The organism is Micromonospora pallida (assembly GCF_900090325.1).
GTDB classification, from domain to species: Bacteria; Actinomycetota; Actinomycetes; order Mycobacteriales; family Micromonosporaceae; genus Micromonospora; species Micromonospora pallida.
This window is the reverse complement of sequence record NZ_FMHW01000002.1, coordinates 3,457,896-3,476,913: the sequence shown is the minus strand read 5'-3', so window position 1 is coordinate 3,476,913 and position 19,018 is coordinate 3,457,896. Positions and strand designations below refer to the sequence as shown.

The 19,018-nt window shown below is 68.0% G+C and carries 20 protein-coding genes and 2 pseudogenes; 14 read left to right on the top strand and 8 right to left on the bottom strand.

The genetic code is table 11. The annotated features are described in order from the left end of the window. Positions 1–363 precede the first annotated feature (363 nt). Positions 364–1,056, bottom strand: coding sequence for a site-specific integrase (locus GA0074692_RS13855; RefSeq protein ID WP_218106665.1), 693 nt, complete (start codon positions 1,054–1,056; stop codon positions 364–366). Positions 1,057–1,173: 117 nt separating this feature from the next. Beyond that, positions 1,174–1,992: an NYN domain-containing protein gene (locus GA0074692_RS13850; protein WP_091644568.1), complete on the bottom strand. Its 819-nt coding sequence runs from the start codon at positions 1,990–1,992 to the stop codon at positions 1,174–1,176. Between the two features lie 8 nt (positions 1,993–2,000). On the opposite strand from GA0074692_RS13850, the gene GA0074692_RS13845 reads away from it, so the two are divergent. Beyond that, positions 2,001–2,228: a TauD/TfdA dioxygenase family protein gene (locus GA0074692_RS13845; protein WP_281199118.1), complete on the top strand. Its 228-nt coding sequence runs from the start codon at positions 2,001–2,003 to the stop codon at positions 2,226–2,228. Between the two features lie 154 nt (positions 2,229–2,382). Here GA0074692_RS13845 and GA0074692_RS13840 read toward each other — a convergent pair whose 3' ends face one another. Then, positions 2,383–2,763: a winged helix-turn-helix transcriptional regulator gene (locus GA0074692_RS13840; RefSeq protein WP_091644565.1), complete on the bottom strand. Its 381-nt coding sequence runs from the start codon at positions 2,761–2,763 to the stop codon at positions 2,383–2,385. A 112-nt stretch (positions 2,764–2,875) separates the two neighbouring features. On the opposite strand from GA0074692_RS13840, the gene GA0074692_RS13835 reads away from it, so the two are divergent. Beyond that, entirely contained in the window at positions 2,876–3,295 is a 420-nt protein-coding gene (locus GA0074692_RS13835) for a VOC family protein (protein ID WP_091644561.1), read from the top strand. A 48-nt stretch (positions 3,296–3,343) separates the two neighbouring features. On the opposite strand, the gene GA0074692_RS13830 is transcribed toward GA0074692_RS13835, so the two are convergent. Further along, positions 3,344–5,404: an FAD/NAD(P)-binding protein gene (locus GA0074692_RS13830; protein WP_091644558.1), complete on the bottom strand. Its 2,061-nt coding sequence runs from the start codon at positions 5,402–5,404 to the stop codon at positions 3,344–3,346. Between the two features lie 160 nt (positions 5,405–5,564). On the opposite strand from GA0074692_RS13830, the gene GA0074692_RS13825 reads away from it, so the two are divergent. From GA0074692_RS13825 to GA0074692_RS13790, 8 genes are all read left to right on the top strand, one after another. Further along, on the top strand, positions 5,565–6,527 hold the full coding sequence (locus tag GA0074692_RS13825; RefSeq protein ID WP_091644556.1) for a methionine ABC transporter ATP-binding protein: 963 nt from the start codon (positions 5,565–5,567) through the stop codon (positions 6,525–6,527). Next, positions 6,527–7,189: a methionine ABC transporter permease gene (locus tag GA0074692_RS13820; RefSeq protein ID WP_091644553.1), complete on the top strand. Its 663-nt coding sequence runs from the start codon at positions 6,527–6,529 to the stop codon at positions 7,187–7,189. Before GA0074692_RS13825 ends, GA0074692_RS13820 begins: the two co-directional genes overlap by 1 nt. 42 nt (positions 7,190–7,231) lie before the next feature. After that, positions 7,232–8,050, top strand: coding sequence for a MetQ/NlpA family ABC transporter substrate-binding protein (locus GA0074692_RS13815; RefSeq protein ID WP_091644550.1), 819 nt, complete (start codon positions 7,232–7,234; stop codon positions 8,048–8,050). Between the two features lie 45 nt (positions 8,051–8,095). After that, a complete protein-coding gene (locus GA0074692_RS13810; RefSeq protein WP_091644547.1) occupies positions 8,096–8,455 on the top strand; it encodes a tautomerase family protein in 360 nt (119 codons plus the stop codon). A gap of 118 nt (positions 8,456–8,573) precedes the next feature. Next, positions 8,574–9,572: an aldo/keto reductase gene (locus GA0074692_RS13805; RefSeq protein ID WP_091644544.1), complete on the top strand. Its 999-nt coding sequence runs from the start codon at positions 8,574–8,576 to the stop codon at positions 9,570–9,572. Beyond that, the gene (locus tag GA0074692_RS13800; RefSeq protein ID WP_218106664.1) at positions 9,569–10,825 is read left to right on the top strand and encodes an amidohydrolase; all 1,257 of its coding nucleotides are present in this window, start codon (positions 9,569–9,571) and stop codon (positions 10,823–10,825) included. The genes GA0074692_RS13805 and GA0074692_RS13800 overlap by 4 nt, the downstream gene beginning before the upstream one ends. A 27-nt stretch (positions 10,826–10,852) precedes the next feature. After that, positions 10,853–11,476, top strand: a complete 624-nt coding sequence (locus GA0074692_RS13795; protein ID WP_091644541.1) for a CMD domain protein — start codon at positions 10,853–10,855, stop codon at positions 11,474–11,476. After that, the gene (locus GA0074692_RS13790) at positions 11,473–12,069 is read left to right on the top strand and encodes an alkylhydroperoxidase domain protein (protein WP_091644539.1); all 597 of its coding nucleotides are present in this window, start codon (positions 11,473–11,475) and stop codon (positions 12,067–12,069) included. Before GA0074692_RS13795 ends, GA0074692_RS13790 begins: the two co-directional genes overlap by 4 nt. Positions 12,070–12,352: 283 nt before the next feature. On the opposite strand, the gene GA0074692_RS13785 is transcribed toward GA0074692_RS13790, so the two are convergent. Then, positions 12,353–13,921 carry an ISL3 family transposase gene (locus GA0074692_RS13785; RefSeq protein ID WP_091644536.1) on the bottom strand — a complete coding sequence of 523 codons (1,569 nt, stop codon included), beginning with the start codon at positions 13,919–13,921 and terminating at the stop codon, positions 12,353–12,355. A 311-nt stretch (positions 13,922–14,232) separates the two neighbouring features. On the opposite strand from GA0074692_RS13785, the gene GA0074692_RS13780 reads away from it, so the two are divergent. The 4 genes and pseudogenes from GA0074692_RS13780 to GA0074692_RS36945 form a co-directional block, all read left to right on the top strand. Beyond that, positions 14,233–15,012 (top strand): IS110 family RNA-guided transposase, encoded by a 780-nt coding sequence (locus GA0074692_RS13780; protein WP_342672839.1) that lies wholly within the window; start codon positions 14,233–14,235, stop codon positions 15,010–15,012. 12 nt (positions 15,013–15,024) lie between these two features. Then, a pseudogene (locus GA0074692_RS13775) lies at positions 15,025–16,177 on the top strand (IS3 family transposase). A gap of 45 nt (positions 16,178–16,222) precedes the next feature. Continuing rightward, positions 16,223–16,345, top strand: a complete 123-nt coding sequence (locus tag GA0074692_RS36950; protein WP_091644533.1) for a heme-binding protein — start codon at positions 16,223–16,225, stop codon at positions 16,343–16,345. A gap of 200 nt (positions 16,346–16,545) precedes the next feature. Then, positions 16,546–16,648, top strand: a pseudogene (locus GA0074692_RS36945) (IS5/IS1182 family transposase); the annotation flags it as partial. A 98-nt stretch (positions 16,649–16,746) separates the two neighbouring features. Here the strand turns inward: GA0074692_RS36945 and GA0074692_RS13765 are convergent. From GA0074692_RS13765 to GA0074692_RS13755, 3 genes are read right to left on the bottom strand one after another with little or no spacing between them, the layout of a single operon-like run. Next, the gene (locus tag GA0074692_RS13765; RefSeq protein ID WP_091644530.1) at positions 16,747–17,481 is read right to left on the bottom strand and encodes a hypothetical protein; all 735 of its coding nucleotides are present in this window, start codon (positions 17,479–17,481) and stop codon (positions 16,747–16,749) included. Continuing rightward, positions 17,478–18,266: an ABC transporter permease gene (locus tag GA0074692_RS13760; protein WP_091644527.1), complete on the bottom strand. Its 789-nt coding sequence runs from the start codon at positions 18,264–18,266 to the stop codon at positions 17,478–17,480. Before GA0074692_RS13760 ends, GA0074692_RS13765 begins: the two co-directional genes overlap by 4 nt. Further along, a complete protein-coding gene (locus GA0074692_RS13755) occupies positions 18,263–18,976 on the bottom strand; it encodes an ABC transporter ATP-binding protein (protein ID WP_091653412.1) in 714 nt (237 codons plus the stop codon). Before GA0074692_RS13755 ends, GA0074692_RS13760 begins: the two co-directional genes overlap by 4 nt. Between the last annotated feature and the right edge of the window lie 42 nt (positions 18,977–19,018).

Below are 19,018 nucleotides of genomic sequence, written 5' to 3'. Positions count from 1 at the left end.
AGGCGTAGCTACCGCAGAGGTGGTTGAGGCTCACGCGGGCTGGCGCCGGCTGCCGCACCGCATCAGGGTTTGCCACCTGCCCCCACCTGGCCTGGGGACCAGGTGGGGACCACACGTCATACGTGATGCTGGACGTTGGGCCTTCCGCCGAACAGCTTGACCGTGGGCATAGCGTGCGTGACGTGCGTGGACGTGTGGCGGTTCGTCCTGGGGGTCAAGGGGTCGTCGGTTCGAATCCGGCCGTCCCGACAAAGTTTGAGCAGGTCAGAGCCTTGATTCACCTACGTGGATCAGGGCTCTCTCGCTGTTTCGTCTCACAATTAATCACGTACGCCCGTACTGTTGAAATCCGCAGTCCTGGCGTCACCCGAACAGGCCTGTCTCGAGGTGGTCGGCGGCCACCCTGAGGTGGCTGCTGTCGGGGTGGACGTAGACCCGCTTGGCCAGCGCGCCGCCGTCCGAGTGGCCGGCCCAGGCGGCGAGCACGACGTCGGGTACGCCGACCCCGGCGAGGTGCGTCAGGCAGGCGTGCCGGGCGTCGTACGGCCGGACCTTGCGCATCCCGAGCTTGGCCATCAGTTCGTACACCCGGCGGCGCAGCCAGTCGGTGCGCTGCGGTCGGCCGAGTTCGTCGACCAGGACGTAGCCGCTGGCGATGTAGGCGTCGCTGGCCTGGAGGCGATTCTTCTTCTGCCTGGTGTGAAAGGCCTTCAGCGCCTTCATCACCGTGGCCGGCATCGGCAGGCCGCGTCTGCCCGCTGCCGACTTGGCCTCCTTCTCCTCAATCTCGCCGTCAACGAGCGTTCGCGTGTTGTCGCCGGCCGCGATCGTGCCGGCCTCGAAGTCGATGTCGGACCATCGCAGCCCGCACACCTCTGCGGGTCGTAGGCCCATCAGCGACAGAAGGCAGACGGCGTACAGGCGTTCGTCCGTGATGCCGGTTAGGAAGGTCTTCACCTCTTCCTGCGTCCAGGGCTTGCGGGCGGCCTGTGCTTCGAGGGCGGCCTTGGCTGCGTTCCGGGGGATGGTCACGAACGCCGCGGCGTTGCGCACCACGAGCTGGCGGCGTACCGCGACGTTGAGGGCAGTGCGAAGCCGACCCAGAGTGAGGCGTCGTCGAGGCCGAGCGCCACGACCCGCGGCAGGCACGATCTCGAAGACTGATTTCTGCGTTCAGCCGGCGGTCGTCGAGGGCAAGGCGCTGTCGGTCGCCGGGGCTACGCGCGATTTCGGAGTGCTTGCTGATGGCCGGCGTTTGTCGCGGACGTAGATGACGCCGGGCTTGCCGCCGCCGGGGATGCGGCGCTCCATGTCGAACAGGGTGGTGGCGGTGACAAGGTCGCTGAGTTTGCCGTAGCCGTAGCTTCGAGGGTCGAAGTCGGGGCGCTGTTTGAGGATGATGTTGCCGACGCTGGCCAGGGGCGCCCAGCCGTCGTCGTCGGAGGCGGCCTCGACCGCGTTGCGCAGAAGGACGACAAGGGCGGTGTCGCCCTTGAGTTGGGCGGCGGTCGGGGTGGCTTTCGTCGGCGCGACGTCCGTCGGGGCGGGGCTGCCGGTGTAGTTCAGGTTCTCGGTGTAGACAAACTTGTCACAGGCGGCGACAAACGGCTTCGGGGTCTTGCGTTCGCCGAAGCCGTACACCGTGAGCCCGGACTCGCGTAGCCGCGACGCCAGGCGGGTGAAGTCGCTGTCGCTGGACACGATGCAGAAACCGTCGAAGCGTCCGGAGTACAGCAGGTCCATCGCGTCGATGATCAACGCCGAGTCGGTGGCGTTCTTGCCGGTGGTGTAGGCGAACTGCTGGATCGGCTGGATCGACTGGGCGAGCAGCATGTCCTTCCAACCTCGAAGGCTGGTGCCGGTCCAGTCGCCGTAGGCGCGCTTGACATGGGCCGTGCCGTACTTGGCGACCTCGGCCAGCAACGCCTCCACGGCCACCGGTTGGGCGTTGTCCGCATCGATCAGTACAGCGAGTTTAGCGGCGGTCTCCATCGCGTCCTCTGATCTGGTGTCTCGTCGGGGTTGGCTTACCGGCCCGCGCCCAGTGCTACGCCCACCTGACGAAGCCTGAACACATCGTGCGGCATCGCTGGCAGCCGGGCGACGTGGCCATGTGGGACAACCGCAGCACGGCGCACTACGCCAACCGGGACTACGGCAACCAGCGCCGCGTCATGCACCGCATCACGCTGCGCGGTGACGTTCCGGTAGGACCGACGGGACGGTGACCTCAACGGGTGGTGCGTGCTCACCGAACACCACCACCCACGTCCATCCCGCCGTACGCTCCACGTCAACGGGCCAGCACCGTAGCCAGGCTCGACGCCGACCGTAAGCCACCCGTGGGTGTCCGAGTAACGCGGTGTAATCGGTCTGCGGGTGTCAAGCCTGCTCGAACCGGTGGCGTGCGGCAAGGATCTCGTCCAGGTGGTGGCGGCTCCACCGACAGAAGCCGTTGATCGTGCTGTGCAGCTCTCGGCCTGCGGGGGTGAGCCGGTACTCGGTGCGTGGCGGCACGGTGGGATGGACGGTACGGTCGACCACCCCGTGCCGCTCCAACTGTCGCAGCGTGGCGGTGAGCAGCCGGTGGCTGATGCCGGCGACCTGCCGGTGCAGCTCGCCGAAGCGGCGCGCATCGGTGCCGATGGCCTCGATGACCGGTACCGCCCACTTGGTGCCGACCACGTCGAACACCTCGCGCGCCACCGCGTGCACCCGTTCCACGTCGGTCGCCGTCGGCGTGCCGGGAAACGACTCGTCCACTCGCCGTTCCTCGCTTCGAGTGTGCCTCTTACCAAAAAGTGCGTACTTACCCCATCCGCAGCCATCGTCCTACGGTCTGGTTGGCAAACCTCAACGTACAGGAGTGGTGGGTATGACCATCTTGAAAACGTACGCCAGGCTTTGGGTGGACGACCTCGACGCCTCGCTGCCGTTGCTGCGGACCCTGGTCGGCGCGGAGCCGGATCTGCGGTTCGCGTTCGACGCGATCGAGTTGGCCGCGGTCGGCGACTTCCTGGTGATCGCCGGCCCACCCGAGGAGCGGTCCCGTTACGGGCACGCCTCCGCCACCGTGATCGTCGATGACCTGGACGCGGTCGTCGCCCGGCTGGTCGCCTCGGGCGGCGAGGTCACCACCCCGGAGGCGACCAGCGCGACCGGTCGTTACCTGTACGCCCGGCATGCTGGTGGGGCCGAGGTCGAGTACGTCGAGTGGGTGCCAGAGTTGGTCGGCCGGATTGTCGACCCCTGGCTGACCCGAAATCGGTCAGTGAGCTGTTCTCCACCTGAGTAGATGCTGCTCCTCGACCAGTTGAAGTCGGAAGCTGGGGAGACGCCATTGTCAACCGTTGAACGTCGGCGAAACGCGGTTTCCCCTCGACGTACGGACGGAGGTGGCGGCATCGGCCGCCACCCGCAGGGCGCTACGGGCCACGCGGTCGGTCTCCCGCAGCGTCGTGGGATCGGTGCGCGGCATCGGGCTGATGATCGTGTCGCCCATCACCTCGTCAAGGGGGATGCCGGCGACGTGGAACGCGGTGTCGCGTGTGCCGTCGGGATGGACCAGTAGCCCCGTCTGGGGGTCGACGTCGAATCCGCCGGTGCGGTGCCGACGTCCGTCCCGTCCACGGACGCTGAACGGACGCATGCGGCCCGCCGCCGCGAGCGAGTGGGTGAGGGTGTCGGCGCTGGCCGTGACGTCGTGCGCGTGCATCCACGCGTCGATGAGCACGGGACTGGTGACGGCGGAACCGGCGACGGCGGGCGACTCGGCGCGGAAGAGGCCGAGTTCGTCGTCGGCGACGACGTGCGCCGCGGGGCCGATGAACCTGACGAGACCGGCGTCCACGAGGGCCAGCAACTGGCGGCTGCGAAAGGCCGGTGGGCCGCTGCCGACCATGCCGCCGAACGCCTGCAGGGTGCGGAAGCCGCTCGCGCGCGACTCGGCGTCGAAGCCGCCGAACGTTCCGATGGCGTTCGCCAGCTGTCGCGCCGCGCTGATCGACCACAGTCCGGCCTTGATGGCGCTGTCCCGTCCCTTCGCCGACTCGGTGAGGTCCTCGGCCATGTAGTCGGCGACCCGGTCGGTGAATGTCTCGGGATTGGGGAACGCTCCGCGGACCGGCGACATCGCTGCCGGCAGGTCGAAGCGGTCCGTGGCGTCCGGAACGTGTGGCGCTATCGCGGCGTCGAGTGCCGACGGCACGCCTTCGGTGGTGTCGATCGTCGCGAGGACCGTGGTCAGGGGGGCGGCGAACGCTTCGGGGCGTACGCGGTGAAGCGTCTCGTAGTAGTCGACGAACGCGTCCTTGACGATGAGCGGCCACAGCTGACGGTCGAAGTCGATGGGACGTGGGATCGTCGACCAGTCGACCGACCGCAGGTAGCGCTGCGGTGCCGAGGGCGGCAGTGAGCCGTAGAGCGACTTCGCCCGGTACGGGACGCCCCGGTGAGAGGTGACGTACATCTTCGGTTCGCGTCCCGACGGTTCGTAGCGCACGCCCGCCCGCGTCAGCGAGTCGTCGACGAATCGCCCCCCGCGGCCGATGGTCAGCAGCGTCATCGTGTCGAAGAAGCCCATCCCGAGCCCGCGTACGATCGCGGTCGCCCCGTCCGGAACATCTTCGAGGGCCTGGTCGATCGGGTTGTCGGGACGTACCCATGTCATCTCGGAATGCCTGGCCAGCACCGCCAGGAAACCGTGTTCCTCGTCGGTGTGGTCGCGCGGCATCCACCCGGTCGCGGCCACGACGGCATCGCACGCGAGCACCGCACCGGTGCTGAGTTCGACGAGCTGGCGCCCGCCGTCCTCGCGTACGCCGACGGCTCGCGCCAGGTGGGTGGCAACGGTCACGCGCTCCGGCAGGGTGTGGAGTGCCCGCTCGAAGCACCAGCGGATGTACTCGCCATAGAGTGATCGGCTTGGATGTGATGCGACCGTGATCGCCTCAAGCTCGTCGCGGTAGTCGTCGACGAAGCCCGGGCGGACAGCGATGGAGGCGAACGCGGCGCGGTGGGCCGGGTCGATGTCCGCCACCTGGATCGCCGACGACGGCGACGGGTGCGCGGTGTCGAGTGCGAGCCGGCACCACTCGAACAGCGTGGGTCCGGGTGCGACCGGGCCGGCCATCGTCACGGTGTCGTCGGTGAAGAGTGTCACGGCCCCCGCGAGGGTGTTCATGCACATCTGGCGTGTTTGGTCGGTGCGCCAGATACGACCCGCACCGAGCTCGGTGTCGTCGATGACATGTATGTCGAGGTGGTCGATATCGGGGAAGTTTGCGAGATTCGCGCCGATCCGTTCGAGCAGCGACACCCCCCGGGGGCCTGCGCCGATGAGCGCGATGGCAGGGCGGGCGGGGCGAAGTGTCCATAGTGGATTAATGCCTATGAATCGGGTCACAGGCTTACCCTACCTGGTCGCTAGGTTTAGTAGGGTTCGGCGTGGCGAACTTGCTGGTCATCCGGCACACGGGGCCAGTCACCACACCGGCGTGCTGTCGCCTGCCCTGTTCCGAATGGTGTCGAGACTGAAATGAGCGTGGGAAGGAAGTGCAGCGACGGTGATCGAGTTCCGCGACCTGAAGAAGTCCTACGGCGATCACGTCGTGCTCGACGAGATAAACCTGCAGATCGGCCAGCGGGAGATCTTTGGCCTGGTGGGCGTGAGCGGCGCGGGGAAGTCCACGCTGCTGCGGTGTATCAACCGGCTCGAGAAGATCGACAGCGGCAGCATCGTCGTCGACGGCACGGACATACGTACCATCAGCGATCGGGACCTGCCGCAGTTCCGCCGCCGAATCGGCATGGTGTTCCAGCAGTTCTCCCTGATGGAGCGCAAGAACGTATACGACAACGTGTACTTCCCCCTCAAGTGCCAGGGCGTACGCAGATCAGCAGCCGACCGGAAGGTGCGCGATCTCCTCGACCTCGTCGGACTCGGTGAGAAGCTCAAGGCGCTGCCCCGGGAGTTGAGCGGCGGGCAGAAGCAGCGGGTCGCCATCGCGCGGGCCCTGGTGAACGATCCGACGATCCTGCTGTGCGACGAGGCCACCTCCGCGCTCGATCCGAACATCACCGAGGCGGTCCTCGATCTCCTCAAGCGCATCAACGGCGAGCTCGGCCTCACGATCGTCGTGGTGACCCACGAGGTGGCGGTCATGAAGTCCGTGTGCACCCGGATGGGCCTGCTCAGCGACGGGCGCCTGCGCGCGGAGGGATCCGTCGAGCACTTCTTCCTGGAGAACCCGGAGTTGCTGGGGGACTTCATTCGCGAGGCTGGTCGTCGTCCGGACGTCTCGCCCGGCACCTCGCTCGTCCGGGTCGTCCAGCGGGACGCCGCGGGGACCAGCCTGCTGTCGCAGCTCGCCATCCGCACCGGCGTGCCGTTCGAGATCTCGTGGGGTGGGCTCGACCGCTACCGGGACCGGGTCTCGGGATCGTTCCTGCTCCAGGTGGCCGACGCCGATCTCCGCGCGGTGTGCGACGGCCTGACCGCTCTCGGGGCCGACTGGAAGGAGATCTGATGTACCAGTACGAGTTTTCCGAGCTCTTCGAGCGGATCATCCTGCCCGGGCTGCTCGACACCATCATCATGCTGCTCGGCTCGTTCGTCACGTGCACCCTTGTGGGGTTCACGCTCGCCCTGGTCCTCGTAACGACCGATACGCACGGGCTTCGACCCAACCGGACGGTCCACGAGATCGTGAGCACCGTCATCAGCATGCTGCGGTCGGTGCCGTTCATCATCCTCGCCATCTCGATCATCCCGCTGACCCGCCTGGTAGCCGGCACGTCGATCGGCGTGTGGGCGGCGGTCTTCGCCATCACGTTCGCGGGCAGCCCGCTGATCGCGCGGCTCCTCGAGAGCGCCTTCAAGGAGGTCAATCCGAGCCTCATCGAGGCGGCACGGTCCTTCGGCGCGAGTGACCGGCAGATCACCTTCCGGGTCATCGTCACCGAGTCGGTACCGGCGGTCGTCTCGCAGATGACGCTCGGCGTGATCTCGCTGCTCGGCTTCACTGCGGTGGCCGGCACGATCGGCGCGGGCGGCCTGGGTGCCGTCGCCCTGACCTACGGCTACCAGAACTTCAATGACCAGATCATGTACGGCACCGTCGCCATCCTGGTCGTCATGGTGATCGGCATTCAGCTCGGCGGCAACGCCCTCTACCGCAAACTCCGGTAACCCCAGCCCCATCACTTGCCCAGCGCGAAAGGCAGCACCCCCATGCGAAACCCCCTCAGGAGAGCGATCCCGCTCTTCACCGTCGTCGCCCTGGCCGTGTCCCTCGTCGCCTGCTCGTCCGGCTCCGACTCCGGAGGCGACGGCAAGACGGTCACGATCGGCGTACTCGCCCGCGAGGAGCCCGACCTGACCTTCGTGGCCGAGCATCTGGCTGAGCAGGGCTACACGATGAAGGTCCAGGTGTTCGACGACAACATCGCCATGAATCGGGCCACCGAGGACGGCAGCATCGACGCCAACTTCTTCCAGAACGCCAACTACCTCAAGAGCTACAAGGACAGCAACGGATCATCGCTCGTCACCTACGGTCCCTGGCTGCAGACCACGGCCGTGCAGTTCGTCTCGAGCAAGCACGGCTCGGCCGACGCCCTTCCGAACGGCGCGCGCATCGGCATCGCCAACGACTCCGCGAACCGCGCCCGCGAGCTTCAGCTCCTCGCCGCCAACGGCCTCATCGAGCTCGCGGAGGGCGTCGAGGCACCCACGGTCCTCGACGTCACCGCCAACCCGAAGAACCTCCGCTGGGTCGAGGTCAACCCGCGCAGCAAGGCCGCAGCGTTCCCCGACCTGGACGCGATGACCGCTCCGTCGATCACCGTCCACCTGATGAAGGACCCCTCGATCAAGGCCCTCTACGAGGAGACGCCGGAGGTCTACGGCACCTACGGAGGCACGCTCTGGGTCGTCAAGGAGGGCTACGAGAACACCGCCTGGCTCGACGTGGCGGTCTCGTTCATGCAGTCCGCGGACTACAAGACCTGGATCGCGAACACCTACAAGGGCCTCAAGAAGACGCCCTGAGTCCTCGCCGGCCCATCGAACCACGACCCCCAGGAAGGGAACACCATGGTCAGCGTCGTCGGCATGACCGATCTCCCGCTCGACAAGGTCGATCTCCCCACGTTCGTCGACGAAATCGGGCGTGCGGCGCAGACAGCTTTCGAGTTGCCCCCGCACATGCGCAGCGTCTACCTCGTGCCGCTGCCACCCGAGAACTGCACGGTGAAGGACGGCTACGAGATCACGTTCTTCCTGTACACGGCGCCCGGCAAGAGCGTGGAGCTCAAGCGACGGATAGTGAAGGCGCTCAACGATGTCGTCCAGGCCATCGACTGGGGCGACACCGTCAAGGTGGTGGTCATCATCAAGGAGCATGCCGCCGAAAACGTCGGAGTCGGCGGGGTTCTTCGCCTCGACATGACCTGACATCGGCCGACCGTGCCGTTGCCGAGTAGGGGCGCCGTCAATTGGGCGATACAACCCCATCAGCCCAATTGACGGCCGACCCATCTCGTTGATCGAGTTAGTTCGAGAGGAAGATCGCATGAAGTACCGCCCGATCGGCCGGACCTCGCTGAAGGCGTCCGTGATCACCTTCGGCGCCATGGGCATCGGCGGCGGATTCCGCTACCCGGATGCCGACGACGCGGTGTCGGTCCGCGCCGTACGCGCCGCCCTCGACCGCGGTATCAACGTCATCGACACCGCCCCGGTCTACGGATTCGGCCACAGCGAGGAGGTGATCGGCGAAGCCATCCGCGGTCGTCGCGATGACGTCATCATCGCGACCAAGTGCGGGCTGTGGTGGGGCGACGACGAGGGCAGCTACCGCTTCACGTGGGACGGACACGCCGTCAAGCGCAACCTCAGTCCGCGGACCATCCGGATCGAGGTGGAGGAGAGCCTGCGCCGGCTCGGCACCGACCGCATCGACATCTACTACACCCACAACCCGGCGATGCCACCGTTCATGACGCCGATCGAGGACACGATCGCGACGCTCATTGCGCTGCGCGACGAGGGAAAGATCCTCACGATCGGCGCGTCGAACTGTCCTCCCGAGGACGTCGAGACCTACCGCGCGCACGACGCGATCGAGATCGTGCAGCGCAGGTACAGCCTCCTTGCCCGCGAGGTACGTAACGACATCCTGCCGCTGTGCGCGTCGACGGGGCTGTCCCTGCACGCCTACTCACCCCTCGCGAACGGGCTGCTCACCGGCACGTTCACCAGGTCCGCGCCGCCGGCGCGCGAAGGCTCCCGGCGTGACGACCCGCTGTTCGGCGACCGCTTCGGACCGGCCATCGACCTCGTCGAGGGGCTGACCGCCGTCGCCTCGTCCCTGGGCACCACCCCCGGTGCGCTGGCGATCGCCTACCTCCTCGCGTCGTCGGACGCCGTCAACGTCATCTGCGGCATCCGGCGTGAGTCGCATCTGGACGACGTCATCGCGGGTGCCGAACTCGACATCGACGCGAGCGTCACGGCCACCCTCGACGAGTTGGCGCAGGACTTCGAGGCCACGGCCCCGGTGACGGCGTGAACCGGTCGGCGCGGACGGCGCGTCCCGCGGGTGCCGTCCTGAGCCGGCTCTGGAGTGCGGGACGGCTGGCTCCGGCGCTGTCCGTCTACCACCACCTGCATGCCCATCCCGAACTGTCCGGGCAGGAGCACCGGACCGCCGAGTTCGTCGAGGCACGACTCGCCGACCTGGGCGTCGAGACGTTCCGGTGCGGCGGTACGGGCGTCGTCGGCATCCTGCGCAACGGGGAAGGACCGGTCGTGGCCTACCGCGCGGACCTCGACGGGCTCCCGATCCAGGAGGAGTCGGGCGTGGCCTACGCGAGCACCGGCAGGGGCCAACTGCCGGACGGATCGGTGTCCGGGGTGATGCATGCCTGCGGCCACGACCTCCACATGACAGTCGCGCTCGCGGCCGCCGGCGTGCTGGCCGAGAACCGGGCCGCCTGGGCCGGCACCGTCGTGTGGATCTTCCAGCCGGCCGAGGAGACGGCCGCGGGGGCGGCGGCGATGGTCGACGACGGGCTGTGGGAGAAGGCCCCGCGTCCCGAGGCGGTGCTGGCGCAGCACGTGACATCCCTGTCGAGCGACCAGGTGCGGATCGGCGTCGGGGACGTCATGAACCTCGGCGACTCGTGGCGCGTGCGACTGCGTGGGCGCGGCGCGCACGGGGCCCGCCCGCACGAGTCCATCGACCCGATCGTGCTCGGTGCCCACCTCGTCACCCGCCTGCAGACCGTCGTCTCCCGGCAGGTGGAACCCGGATCCCCGGCCGTGCTCACCGTCGGCACCTTCCATGCCGGCACCAAGGAGAACATCATTCCCGACGAGGCGACCCTCTCGCTCAACATCCGCACGCCGGATGCCCAGACGCGGGAGACCGTCCTCTCCGCTGTCCGGCGCATGATCGCCGCCGAGGCGAGCGCGAGCGGCGCGCCCGAGCCGACGATCGAGGAGATCAGCCGCTTTCCCCGGTGCTTCAACGCGCCGGAGCAGGCCGGCGAGGTGGCGGCGGCTCTCGATGCCGTCTTCGGGTCGGACAACGTCGCGCGCGACCTGCGGGCGACCGGCAGCGAGGACGTGGGTTGGCTCGCCGACGCGATCGGCGTACCCCTCGTCTTCTGGATGTTCGGCGCCTACCGCCCCGGCCGAGAACCCGGCGACATGCCGTCGAACCACACGCCGCACTTCGCCCCGGAGCCCGAGTACGCGATTCCCGCAGGGGTGCGCGCCGCGCTCGCAGCTCTCGGCACCCGTCTCGACGTTCCGTCCTAGCCCCCCGCACCACCGAAAGGACCGCCCGTGTCGGCCAGCACAGACTTCGACGTCGTCGACCATCTCGTCGGCGTGCGGCCGGACGATCGCATCTCGGCCATCCGCGACAACCGGCCGGAAGCGCGTGAACATCTTCAGGGCAGCTTCCGGGCCTTCTTCGAGCCGCGCGACGACTCGCAGTTCACGCTGCGGGAACGCTTCGCCGTCGCCGCGTTCGTCGCCTGCCTCCATGGCGTCGATGCCGCGACGCGGTTCTACACGGACCGTCTGCTCGACAGCGGGGAGGGCTCGGCAACCCTTCTGACCGTCGTCCTCGCCGAGAGCCGCCGCGGTGCGACCGAGGGGCCCTACGGACAGTTCCGGCTCGAACTCACGGGCGAGAGCACAACCGGAAGCGAGTACGTCATCGACTCCGTCGGAAGCGTCGACGTACTGGGCGAGCGGCTGGTCGCGGCACTCGAACACACCCACCTCCTGGTGTTCCACCCGCAGGACGCGAGCCGCGCCCGGCTGCAGGCGCTGCTCGACGCCGGGTGGTCGACGACGGGGATCGTGTCGCTGTCGCAGCTCGTCGCGTTCCTGACCTTTCAGATCCGTGTCGTCCAGGGGCTGCAAGCCCTGAGGGCGAGCCGTGAAGGAGACCTGTCATGAGCGAGACACTCACCCCCGAGGTGGAGATCGTCGGGCCGCCACGGTTCACCCAGGACGTCCTCGGCTGGCATCCGTGGCTGCATCCACTCGACGAGTCCGAACTGACCGAGGAGCACCTGGAGTCGTTGGTACAGGCATCGCGGGCCAAGAACCCATACTTCCGGTTGCTCGCGCGGGATCCTGCGGCGCTGCTGGAACGGACGAAGACCGACTTTGACATTTTCTACAACACCAAGGCCGGTCTGCCGCGCGCCGACCGTGAGCTGGCGGCGACGGCGGCGTCGAGGCTGAACGGCTGCGTCTACTGCGCCTCGGTGCACTCGGCGTTCGCGTCCCACCACTCCAAGCGCCGAGAAGAGGTGCAGCGCCTGCTCGACGAGGGAGTCGACGCCGATCTCGGCGCGCGGTGGAACGCCATCGTCCGCGCGACCGTGGCGCTCACCCGGATGCCGGTCCGGTTCGGCGAGGCCGAGATCGTGCTTCTGCGGGAGGCAGGTCTCGACGAGCTCGAGATTCTGGACGCGATCATGAGTGGGGCGTTCTTCAACTGGGCGAATCGGCTCATGCTGTCGCTCGGCGAACCGACTACCTGACGGCACGGCGGCCGGCGTTCTGCGACGGCCAGGACGTTCGCCGCAACTTTCAGGGCGCGCCCCGTCGAACGGTCGAGTGCCGACACACCGTCGCGCGCAGCGCCGGCGCCTGCAGCGAGTCGCGAGACGATGAACCAATCGGCGACCACCATCGCCCAGGCCCGGCCACCGCCTCGCTGGCGTGAACAACGCCCACTTCCTTGATCGGGCGCGGGCTTCCCACTGTCGGCTCCGCCTGAAAACTGGCTCTGGCACACATTCTGTGATTGATCTTGGCAGCGGATCACGGGGTGGCGAGGACGCGTTTGCGGAGGAGGTCGAGGTTCGCGCGACCGTACATCTGTCGCTTGATCGTTTTGATGCGGTTGACCTGGCCTTCGACCGGGCCTGAACTCCAAGGTTGGGCGAGGCCGGCGACGACGGCGTCGCGGTCGCTGGCCAGGCCGGCGGCGAAGCCGCGGATTTCGGGGTATCCGGCGTGCCGGGCCCGGCCGATCCAGGCGTCGAGGTTCTGGCCGCTGCCCTGGTGGCGGACCAGTGCGGCGAAGCTGCGGGCGAGGCCGGCAATGGTGTCGAGGTCGGGGCAACGGCTGCGAGCGTCGGCGAGATCAGTGCGGTCGTCGTCGGTGAGTTTGTGGCCGGGGCGCATGATCCAGGCGGTGATCCGCCGAGCCGACGGCACCCGGACGACCACAGGGGTGGGTCGGGCGCGGTTGGTGGTGAGCCAGTCCCGCAGCACGCGCAGGCTGCCCTGGTAGCCGCGGGCCAGGATCTCGGCGTGCAGGGCGGCTGTCTGGTGGACGCCGTCGGTGAGGCGTTGCCGCAGGTAGGCGTGGAACGGGGCCAGGACGCTGGGTCGGCTGCTGGCGTTCGGGCCGATCAGCGCCTCGGCGGTGGCGGCCCGGGCGTACTTGCGGGCGGTTCTGACGTTCATGTCGAGCCGCCGGGCGGTCGCGCTTATCGACAGCCCTTCGGCCCGCAGGGCGTGCATGGCCGCGTGGCGTCGGCGGGTGTTCGCCGCCCGACGTCCCGCCCTGACCGGCTCGGCCGGAGGCGGCGCAGACAGGGCGGGTGTCGGATCGGTGTGCGCTCGTAGGCACCGGCGGTGCCCACGCACGACCTTCTCGACGGCGTCGCTGAGGTTCTTCAGCAGGTGCCACCGGTCGGCGACCTGGACCGCGTCGGGTGCACCCTTGCGGGCGCCGTCGGCGTAACTGCCACCGCGATCCCGACAGATGACCCGGACGCCGGGATGCTCGCGCAGCCATTCGGCGAGGGTGTCGGCGGTGCGGTCGGGCAGGACGTCGATCGGCCGGCGGCTGTGCATGTCGATCAGCACGGTGGCGTATCGGTGCCCGCGACGGCGGGCGAAGTCGTCCACGCCCAGCACCGTCGGCGTCACCGGCGGCGGGTCGGGCATACGCCGGATCATCCGGATCAACGTCATCCGCGACACCGACACCGCCAACCGCTGCGCCAACCGACTGCCCGCCCGACCACCCAACGCCACCGCGACGGCTTCCAGATCACCCGCCGCCAGGACCGTGTGACGGGCATGCCGACGAGTCAGCCCAGGCACCTGCTCGACGAACGTCCGCCGCCTGCAGTCGCTGTTGACGCAGGCGAATCGGCGGACCGTCAACGCGACCAGCACCTCATGGCCACCCAACCTGACATCGGCCAACCGCCGCACATAGCGACCATGCACAGTGGCCGACCAGGTACCGCACGCGCCGCACTGCGCCCGCACCGTCTGTGTCGCCGCCTCGATCCTGACCCCGACACCCCGGACCACCACCGCCTCCAACCGCAGGCCCACCAGATGCGGAAGCAACGCCGAGATGATCTCCATCCGGGCAACCAACCCGAACTAACGACGAGCACGACTCACAAAATGTGTGCCAGAGCCTCGCCCTCCATGGAGCTTCGGGGGTGTGCAGTTGTAGCAGTCAGTAGTCCGCGCGCCTAGCGGCGTGACCCCGATCGGGGTGAAAATCGGGCTGGGCCGTCCGGATGTCGTCGTCTCGTCTTGGTGCTGTGAGCCCGTCTGTCAGTAGGACGCTGAGGATTTTGATGACAGGCACCCGGAACTGTTGCTTCGAGCACGCGTGTCAGACTCTTCAGCCTGGTTGATCCTCCCGGATGGCCCGCCCCTGATGGCTGGTGAGGGAAGGAGCCGCCGCCGTGGATGTGGTCCATCGTCGATGCGCGGGCATCGACATCAGCAAGACCGACGTGAAGGTGTGTGTCCGCACGCCGGGGCCGGGTCAGCGTCGTCGTCGGGAGGTCCGTACGTTCACCACGATGACCGCGGACCTACTGGTGATGCGGGACTGGCTGTTGGCTGAGCAGGTCACGGTGGTCGGTATGGAGGCCACCGGCGCCTATTGGAAGCCGGTGTTCTACCTGCTGGAACACGATATGGACTGCTGGCTGCTCAACGCCCGACACATGAAGGCGGTGCCTGGACGTAAGACCGACGTCAAGGACTGCGAGTGGATTGCCCAGTTGGTGGAGCACGGTCTCGTGCGGGCCAGTTTCGTGCCTCCGGAGCCGATCCGACAGCTACGAGACCTGACCCGCTATCGCACGGAGATCATCAGGGAGCGGACGCGGGAAGTTCAGCGCCTGGAGAAACTTCTGGAGGACTCGGGGGTCAAGCTGTCGGCGGTGGTGTCGGACCTGACCGGTAAGTCCGCCCGAGCGATGCTGGAGGCGCTGATCGCTGGCGAGCGTGACCCGGCGGTGCTGGCCGAGCTGGCCATGGCCAGCATGCGCCGCAAGCGGCCGCTACTCACCCAGGCGCTCACCGGCCGTTTCGGCGCCCACCACGCGTTCCTGGCCCGTGCCATGCTCGGCCGGATCGATGCGTGCACCGCCATGGAACAGCGCCTCAGCGACCATGAGGTGTACCAAGGATCTTGGACATGTCCTCCGAGTTGAGAGGATGAGTCCATGCCCGAGCAGCGTCGTCGGTTCAGCCCGCAGTTCAAGGCCGAGGCTGTGCAGATGGTGATCGAGACTGGTAAGCCGATCGCGGTCGTCGCGCGTGATCTGGGGATCCATGACGGCACGTTGGGTAACTGGGTCAACGCGTGGCGGCGTGAGCACGCTGTGGCTGGGGAGAACAGCACTCCGGTGGAGGCCGCCCGCGTGAAAGAGATGGAAGACGAGATCCGCCGGTTGCGGATGGAGAACGAGTTCCTGAAAAAAGCCGCGGCCTTCTTCGCCCGGATGCACCCGTAGCGCTGCGGTGCGCGTTGCTCGACGCGGAGAAGGCCACCTACCCGATCGCGTGGATGTGCCGACTACTGGGTGTTTCCCGTTCCACGTACTACGCGTGGCGTGGCCGGGCCGAGACTGCCACCGCCGTTCGACGCCGGGACCTGGCCGTACATGTGCGGCGGATCTTCGACGCTGCCCGGGGCGTCTACGGCTGCCGGCGGGTCACGGCGACGCTCAACCGGCAGGGCATCGCGTGCAGCGTCGGCCTGGTCGCTGACCTGATGCGTGAGCTCGGCTTGCGGGCCTGCCAGCCACGGGCGTACAAGCGGACCACGCTGCCCGGTCAGGATCCGGTCGTTTCCGCTGACCTGATCGGCAGGGACTTCACCGCCCCCGTCTCGTCGGTGACATCACCTACCTGAAGACAGGTGAGGGCTGGCTGTATCTGGCCACGGTCATCGATCTGGCCACCCGGATGGTCGTCGGGTGGCAGACCGCCGAGCACATGCGGACCAGCCTCATCGTTGACGCACTCGCCATGGCCCAACACCACGGGCATATCCGCCCCGGCGCGGTGTTCCACTCCGACCGCGGAGCCCAGTACACCTCCGCCGATTTCGCCCGCTACTGCGCTCGAACCCGGATGCGCACGAGCGTGGGCCGTACCGGTGTGTGCTGGGACAACGCCGCCGCCGAATCGTTCTTCGCCACCCTCAAGAACGAGATGTATCACCGGCAACGCTTCGACACCCGAGCCCGAGCCCGATTCGCCGTCGCCGAGTACATCGAAGTGTTCTACAACCGGCAACGGCTGCACTCCGCCCTCGACTACCGAACCCCAGCCGAAGCCCTCGCCGAACACCAGACCCCGATAGCAGCCTGACCAGCAAACCTACGAAGACCTGTCCAAGATCCTTGACACAGCCCAATCGCGGGCGTCGTGCCGATCCGGCACGACGGCCGAGTGATCGGCGCGCTGGGCATCGGTGGGGGAGCGCCGGGTCAGGACCACGCGATCGCCGTCAGGGCAGTCGTCGACCTTGCCGGCTGAGCGGGAGGCGCGTAGGGCGGGGCCCCTGTCGAATAGGCGCCGCTGCGGATGATCGGCGTCATCGGCGGAGGAGGCGGGGGAGGGCCGCCTCGCGTGGTCCTCCACTACCCCGGGCGGTCGGACAGATCGAACCGGCGGTCGCCGGAGCGCCCGAGCCGCAACCGAGCTTGTATCGGCGGGCCGTTGACGATGTGCCGGTGGTGTGTCGTGGTGAGCTGACCGATGAGGCGTGGACGGTGGAGGGATCACCGGCCGGTCATCAAAGGGATCTCTTGGAAGTTGCACCCGGGCCCGGATCCCTGGCCGCGGCGCAGTCCGCGAGGAGGGCACACCCGTGCGGTGGGCGATCATGGGAGCCGTCGCGAGGACACTGAACGTCGCCGGCTTACCGGTGACGGTATTCATGGTTCGTGCCGGATGAATCGTGCGATCGCGATGCTCCCGATTAGGACGATCCACGCGAGGCCGATGAGAGCGCCGGTACCCGGGGTGAGTGCGGTGTCCGTATTGTCGTATAGCTGTGCGATGGCGCGGTCGGGGAGCCAGCGGGCGTGTTCGGTGACCCCGGCGAGCACGGGTGAGACGATGAGCACGAGGCTGAGCGTTCCGACGAGTGCGGGCACGAGGTGTCGCACGAGCAATGCGACGGCGTGGGAGAGCAGGCCGATCAGCGTGAGGTAAGCTGCCGCGCCGGCGAGAAGCCCCGGCTCGCCGTCGTCGGCAGGAGACGGGACGTCTGTCAGGTGCTGCGCGATCGTAGCGGCGGCGAGGCTTGCGCCGATACTCACTGCCGCGGTGACGGCGACGACGAGGAGCGCGGCAACCGTCTTGCCGGTGACCAACAGGCCGCGTTTCGGCACGGACGTGAGGGTCGTGCTGAGCTGGCGGCCGGCGTGCTCGTGCGTAGCGGGCAGGATACCCAGCAGAACGAACCCTGCCTGCGCGAACGGCACCGTCTGGAGGGTGATGTCGACGGCTGATGCCTGCGCGCCCTGAGCGACTGCGGAGGCGGCGAGGGCTGCGGCGATCACGATGCCGGTGGCGATCGCGCCGATGGCGGTGAGCGTCGTTGCGGGCAGGGTGCGGAGCTTGTCGAGTTCGGCCGTGGTGACGTTTCCGATGCGCACGATATTCACGCGTCTCGACGGCGGAAGACGACTGTGGCGACGATGAGCAGGGCGAGTGTCCAGCCACCCATGACGAGCGCGCCCGGTACGGCGTCCAGCCCGCCCTCGATGGTGTAGAGGCCGCCGAAGAGCCTGCGGCCGGCCATATCGGGAAGCCAGTGCGCGAGCGGGGTGAGGTTCGTCAGCAGCAGCGAGAACGACACCACAGAGCTGTTCACGATGAGAACGATGAGCGGGATGATGCCGCTGCGGGTCAGCACAGTGATCGCAAACGCGATGAGCCCGGTGAGAGCCCAGTAGAGGGTGCCACCGAGACAGCGCGTCACCGCTTCGTCGAGCGTCACGGTTTCGGTTCCGGCCTCGCCGATGACGGCCCGTGCGATGCCGACGGTGATGGGCAGGGTGACCACGGCAACCACTGCGACGAACACGACGATGGTGGCCGCCTTCGCCGCGAGGAGGCCCACCCTGCGCGGAGATGCGGTGAGGGCCGCAGTGATCTGCCGGCCCCCGCCGGCATCGGTGCTGTTGGCCATGTACTCGCTGCTGAAGACGATCACCCCGATGACAACCGCGCCGACGGTGCCCAGCGGCATCGCGGCGAACGCCGTCTCGAACGGGGAGGTGAACGCTCGGGTCTCCGGCTGGCCCGCGTCGAGCGCGGCACGAGTCGAGAAGGCGTTCAGTAGCGTGATCGCAACCGATCCGAGCAGCGCCACTGCGACCCCGGCCCACGCGGCGGGCAGGGTCGCGGTCTTCCGCAACTCCGCTGCGAACGTGTTCCATGCGTTCATTGCCCGACTCCGTTTCCGCCGCCGGTGAGGGCGAAGAAGGCGTCCTCCAGGCTGCCGTACCCGACGGTCACCTCCGCCAGAGTCCCGGCCTTGACGATCCGACCGTCGGCGATGACGACGAGGTCATCGGCGAGTCCTGCGACCTCACCCATCAGGTGGCTGGACAGCAGCACGGTGCCACCGGCGTCAGCGTGGCGGCGCAGCAGCCCGCGAATCCAACGGATGCCCTCCGGGTCTAGGCCATTGACCGGCTCATCCAGCACGAGCGCCTCTGGCTCGCCCAATAGCGCCGTCGCCAGCCCGAGCCTTTGCCCCATGCCCAGCGAGTACCGGCCGACGCGGACCCTGGCGGCGTCGGCCAATCCGACCTGTTCCAGCACTTCCCCGATGCGGCGGCGCGGGATGTCGTTGCTGCGCGCCACCCAGGCCAGGTGGTTTCGCGCCGTGCGGGAGCGGTGTGCGCCGGAGCCGTCGAGCATCGACCCGACCGTGCGGAGCGGATTCCGCAGGCTCCGGTACGGGCGGCCGCCGACGAGGGCGCTGCCGCCGTCGGCGCAGTCCAGTCCGAGCAGGATCCGCAGCGTGGAGGACTTACCCGCGCCGTTCGGGCCGAGGAACGCGGTCACCCGCCCCGCTCGCGCTTCGAAACTGACGCGGTCGAGAACGGTGCGGGAGCCGTGGCGTTTGACGAGTTGTTCGACCAAGAGCATGACCAACATCTCAGACCGATCACGTCGCGCAGGCATCGGCCC

What these genes read in the sequence shown, in the direction of transcription:
- GA0074692_RS13850 (WP_091644568.1), bottom strand. Translation starts at nt 1,992, where the DNA reads ATGGAGACCGCCGCTAAACTCGCTGTACTGATCGATGCGGACAACGCC.
- GA0074692_RS13815 (WP_091644550.1), top strand. Translation starts at nt 7,232, where the DNA reads ATGCGAAACCCCCTCAGGAGAGCGATCCCGCTCTTCACCGTCGTCGCC.
- GA0074692_RS13810 (WP_091644547.1), top strand. Translation starts at nt 8,096, where the DNA reads ATGGTCAGCGTCGTCGGCATGACCGATCTCCCGCTCGACAAGGTCGAT.
- GA0074692_RS13790 (WP_091644539.1), top strand. Translation starts at nt 11,473, where the DNA reads ATGAGCGAGACACTCACCCCCGAGGTGGAGATCGTCGGGCCGCCACGG.
- GA0074692_RS13820 (WP_091644553.1), top strand. Translation starts at nt 6,527, where the DNA reads ATGTACCAGTACGAGTTTTCCGAGCTCTTCGAGCGGATCATCCTGCCC.
- GA0074692_RS13755 (WP_091653412.1), bottom strand. Translation starts at nt 18,976, where the DNA reads ATGCTCTTGGTCGAACAACTCGTCAAACGCCACGGCTCCCGCACCGTT.
- GA0074692_RS13785 (WP_091644536.1), bottom strand. Translation starts at nt 13,921, where the DNA reads ATGGAGATCATCTCGGCGTTGCTTCCGCATCTGGTGGGCCTGCGGTTG.
- GA0074692_RS13805 (WP_091644544.1), top strand. Translation starts at nt 8,574, where the DNA reads ATGAAGTACCGCCCGATCGGCCGGACCTCGCTGAAGGCGTCCGTGATC.
- GA0074692_RS13835 (WP_091644561.1), top strand. Translation starts at nt 2,876, where the DNA reads ATGACCATCTTGAAAACGTACGCCAGGCTTTGGGTGGACGACCTCGAC.
- GA0074692_RS13760 (WP_091644527.1), bottom strand. Translation starts at nt 18,266, where the DNA reads ATGAACGCATGGAACACGTTCGCAGCGGAGTTGCGGAAGACCGCGACC.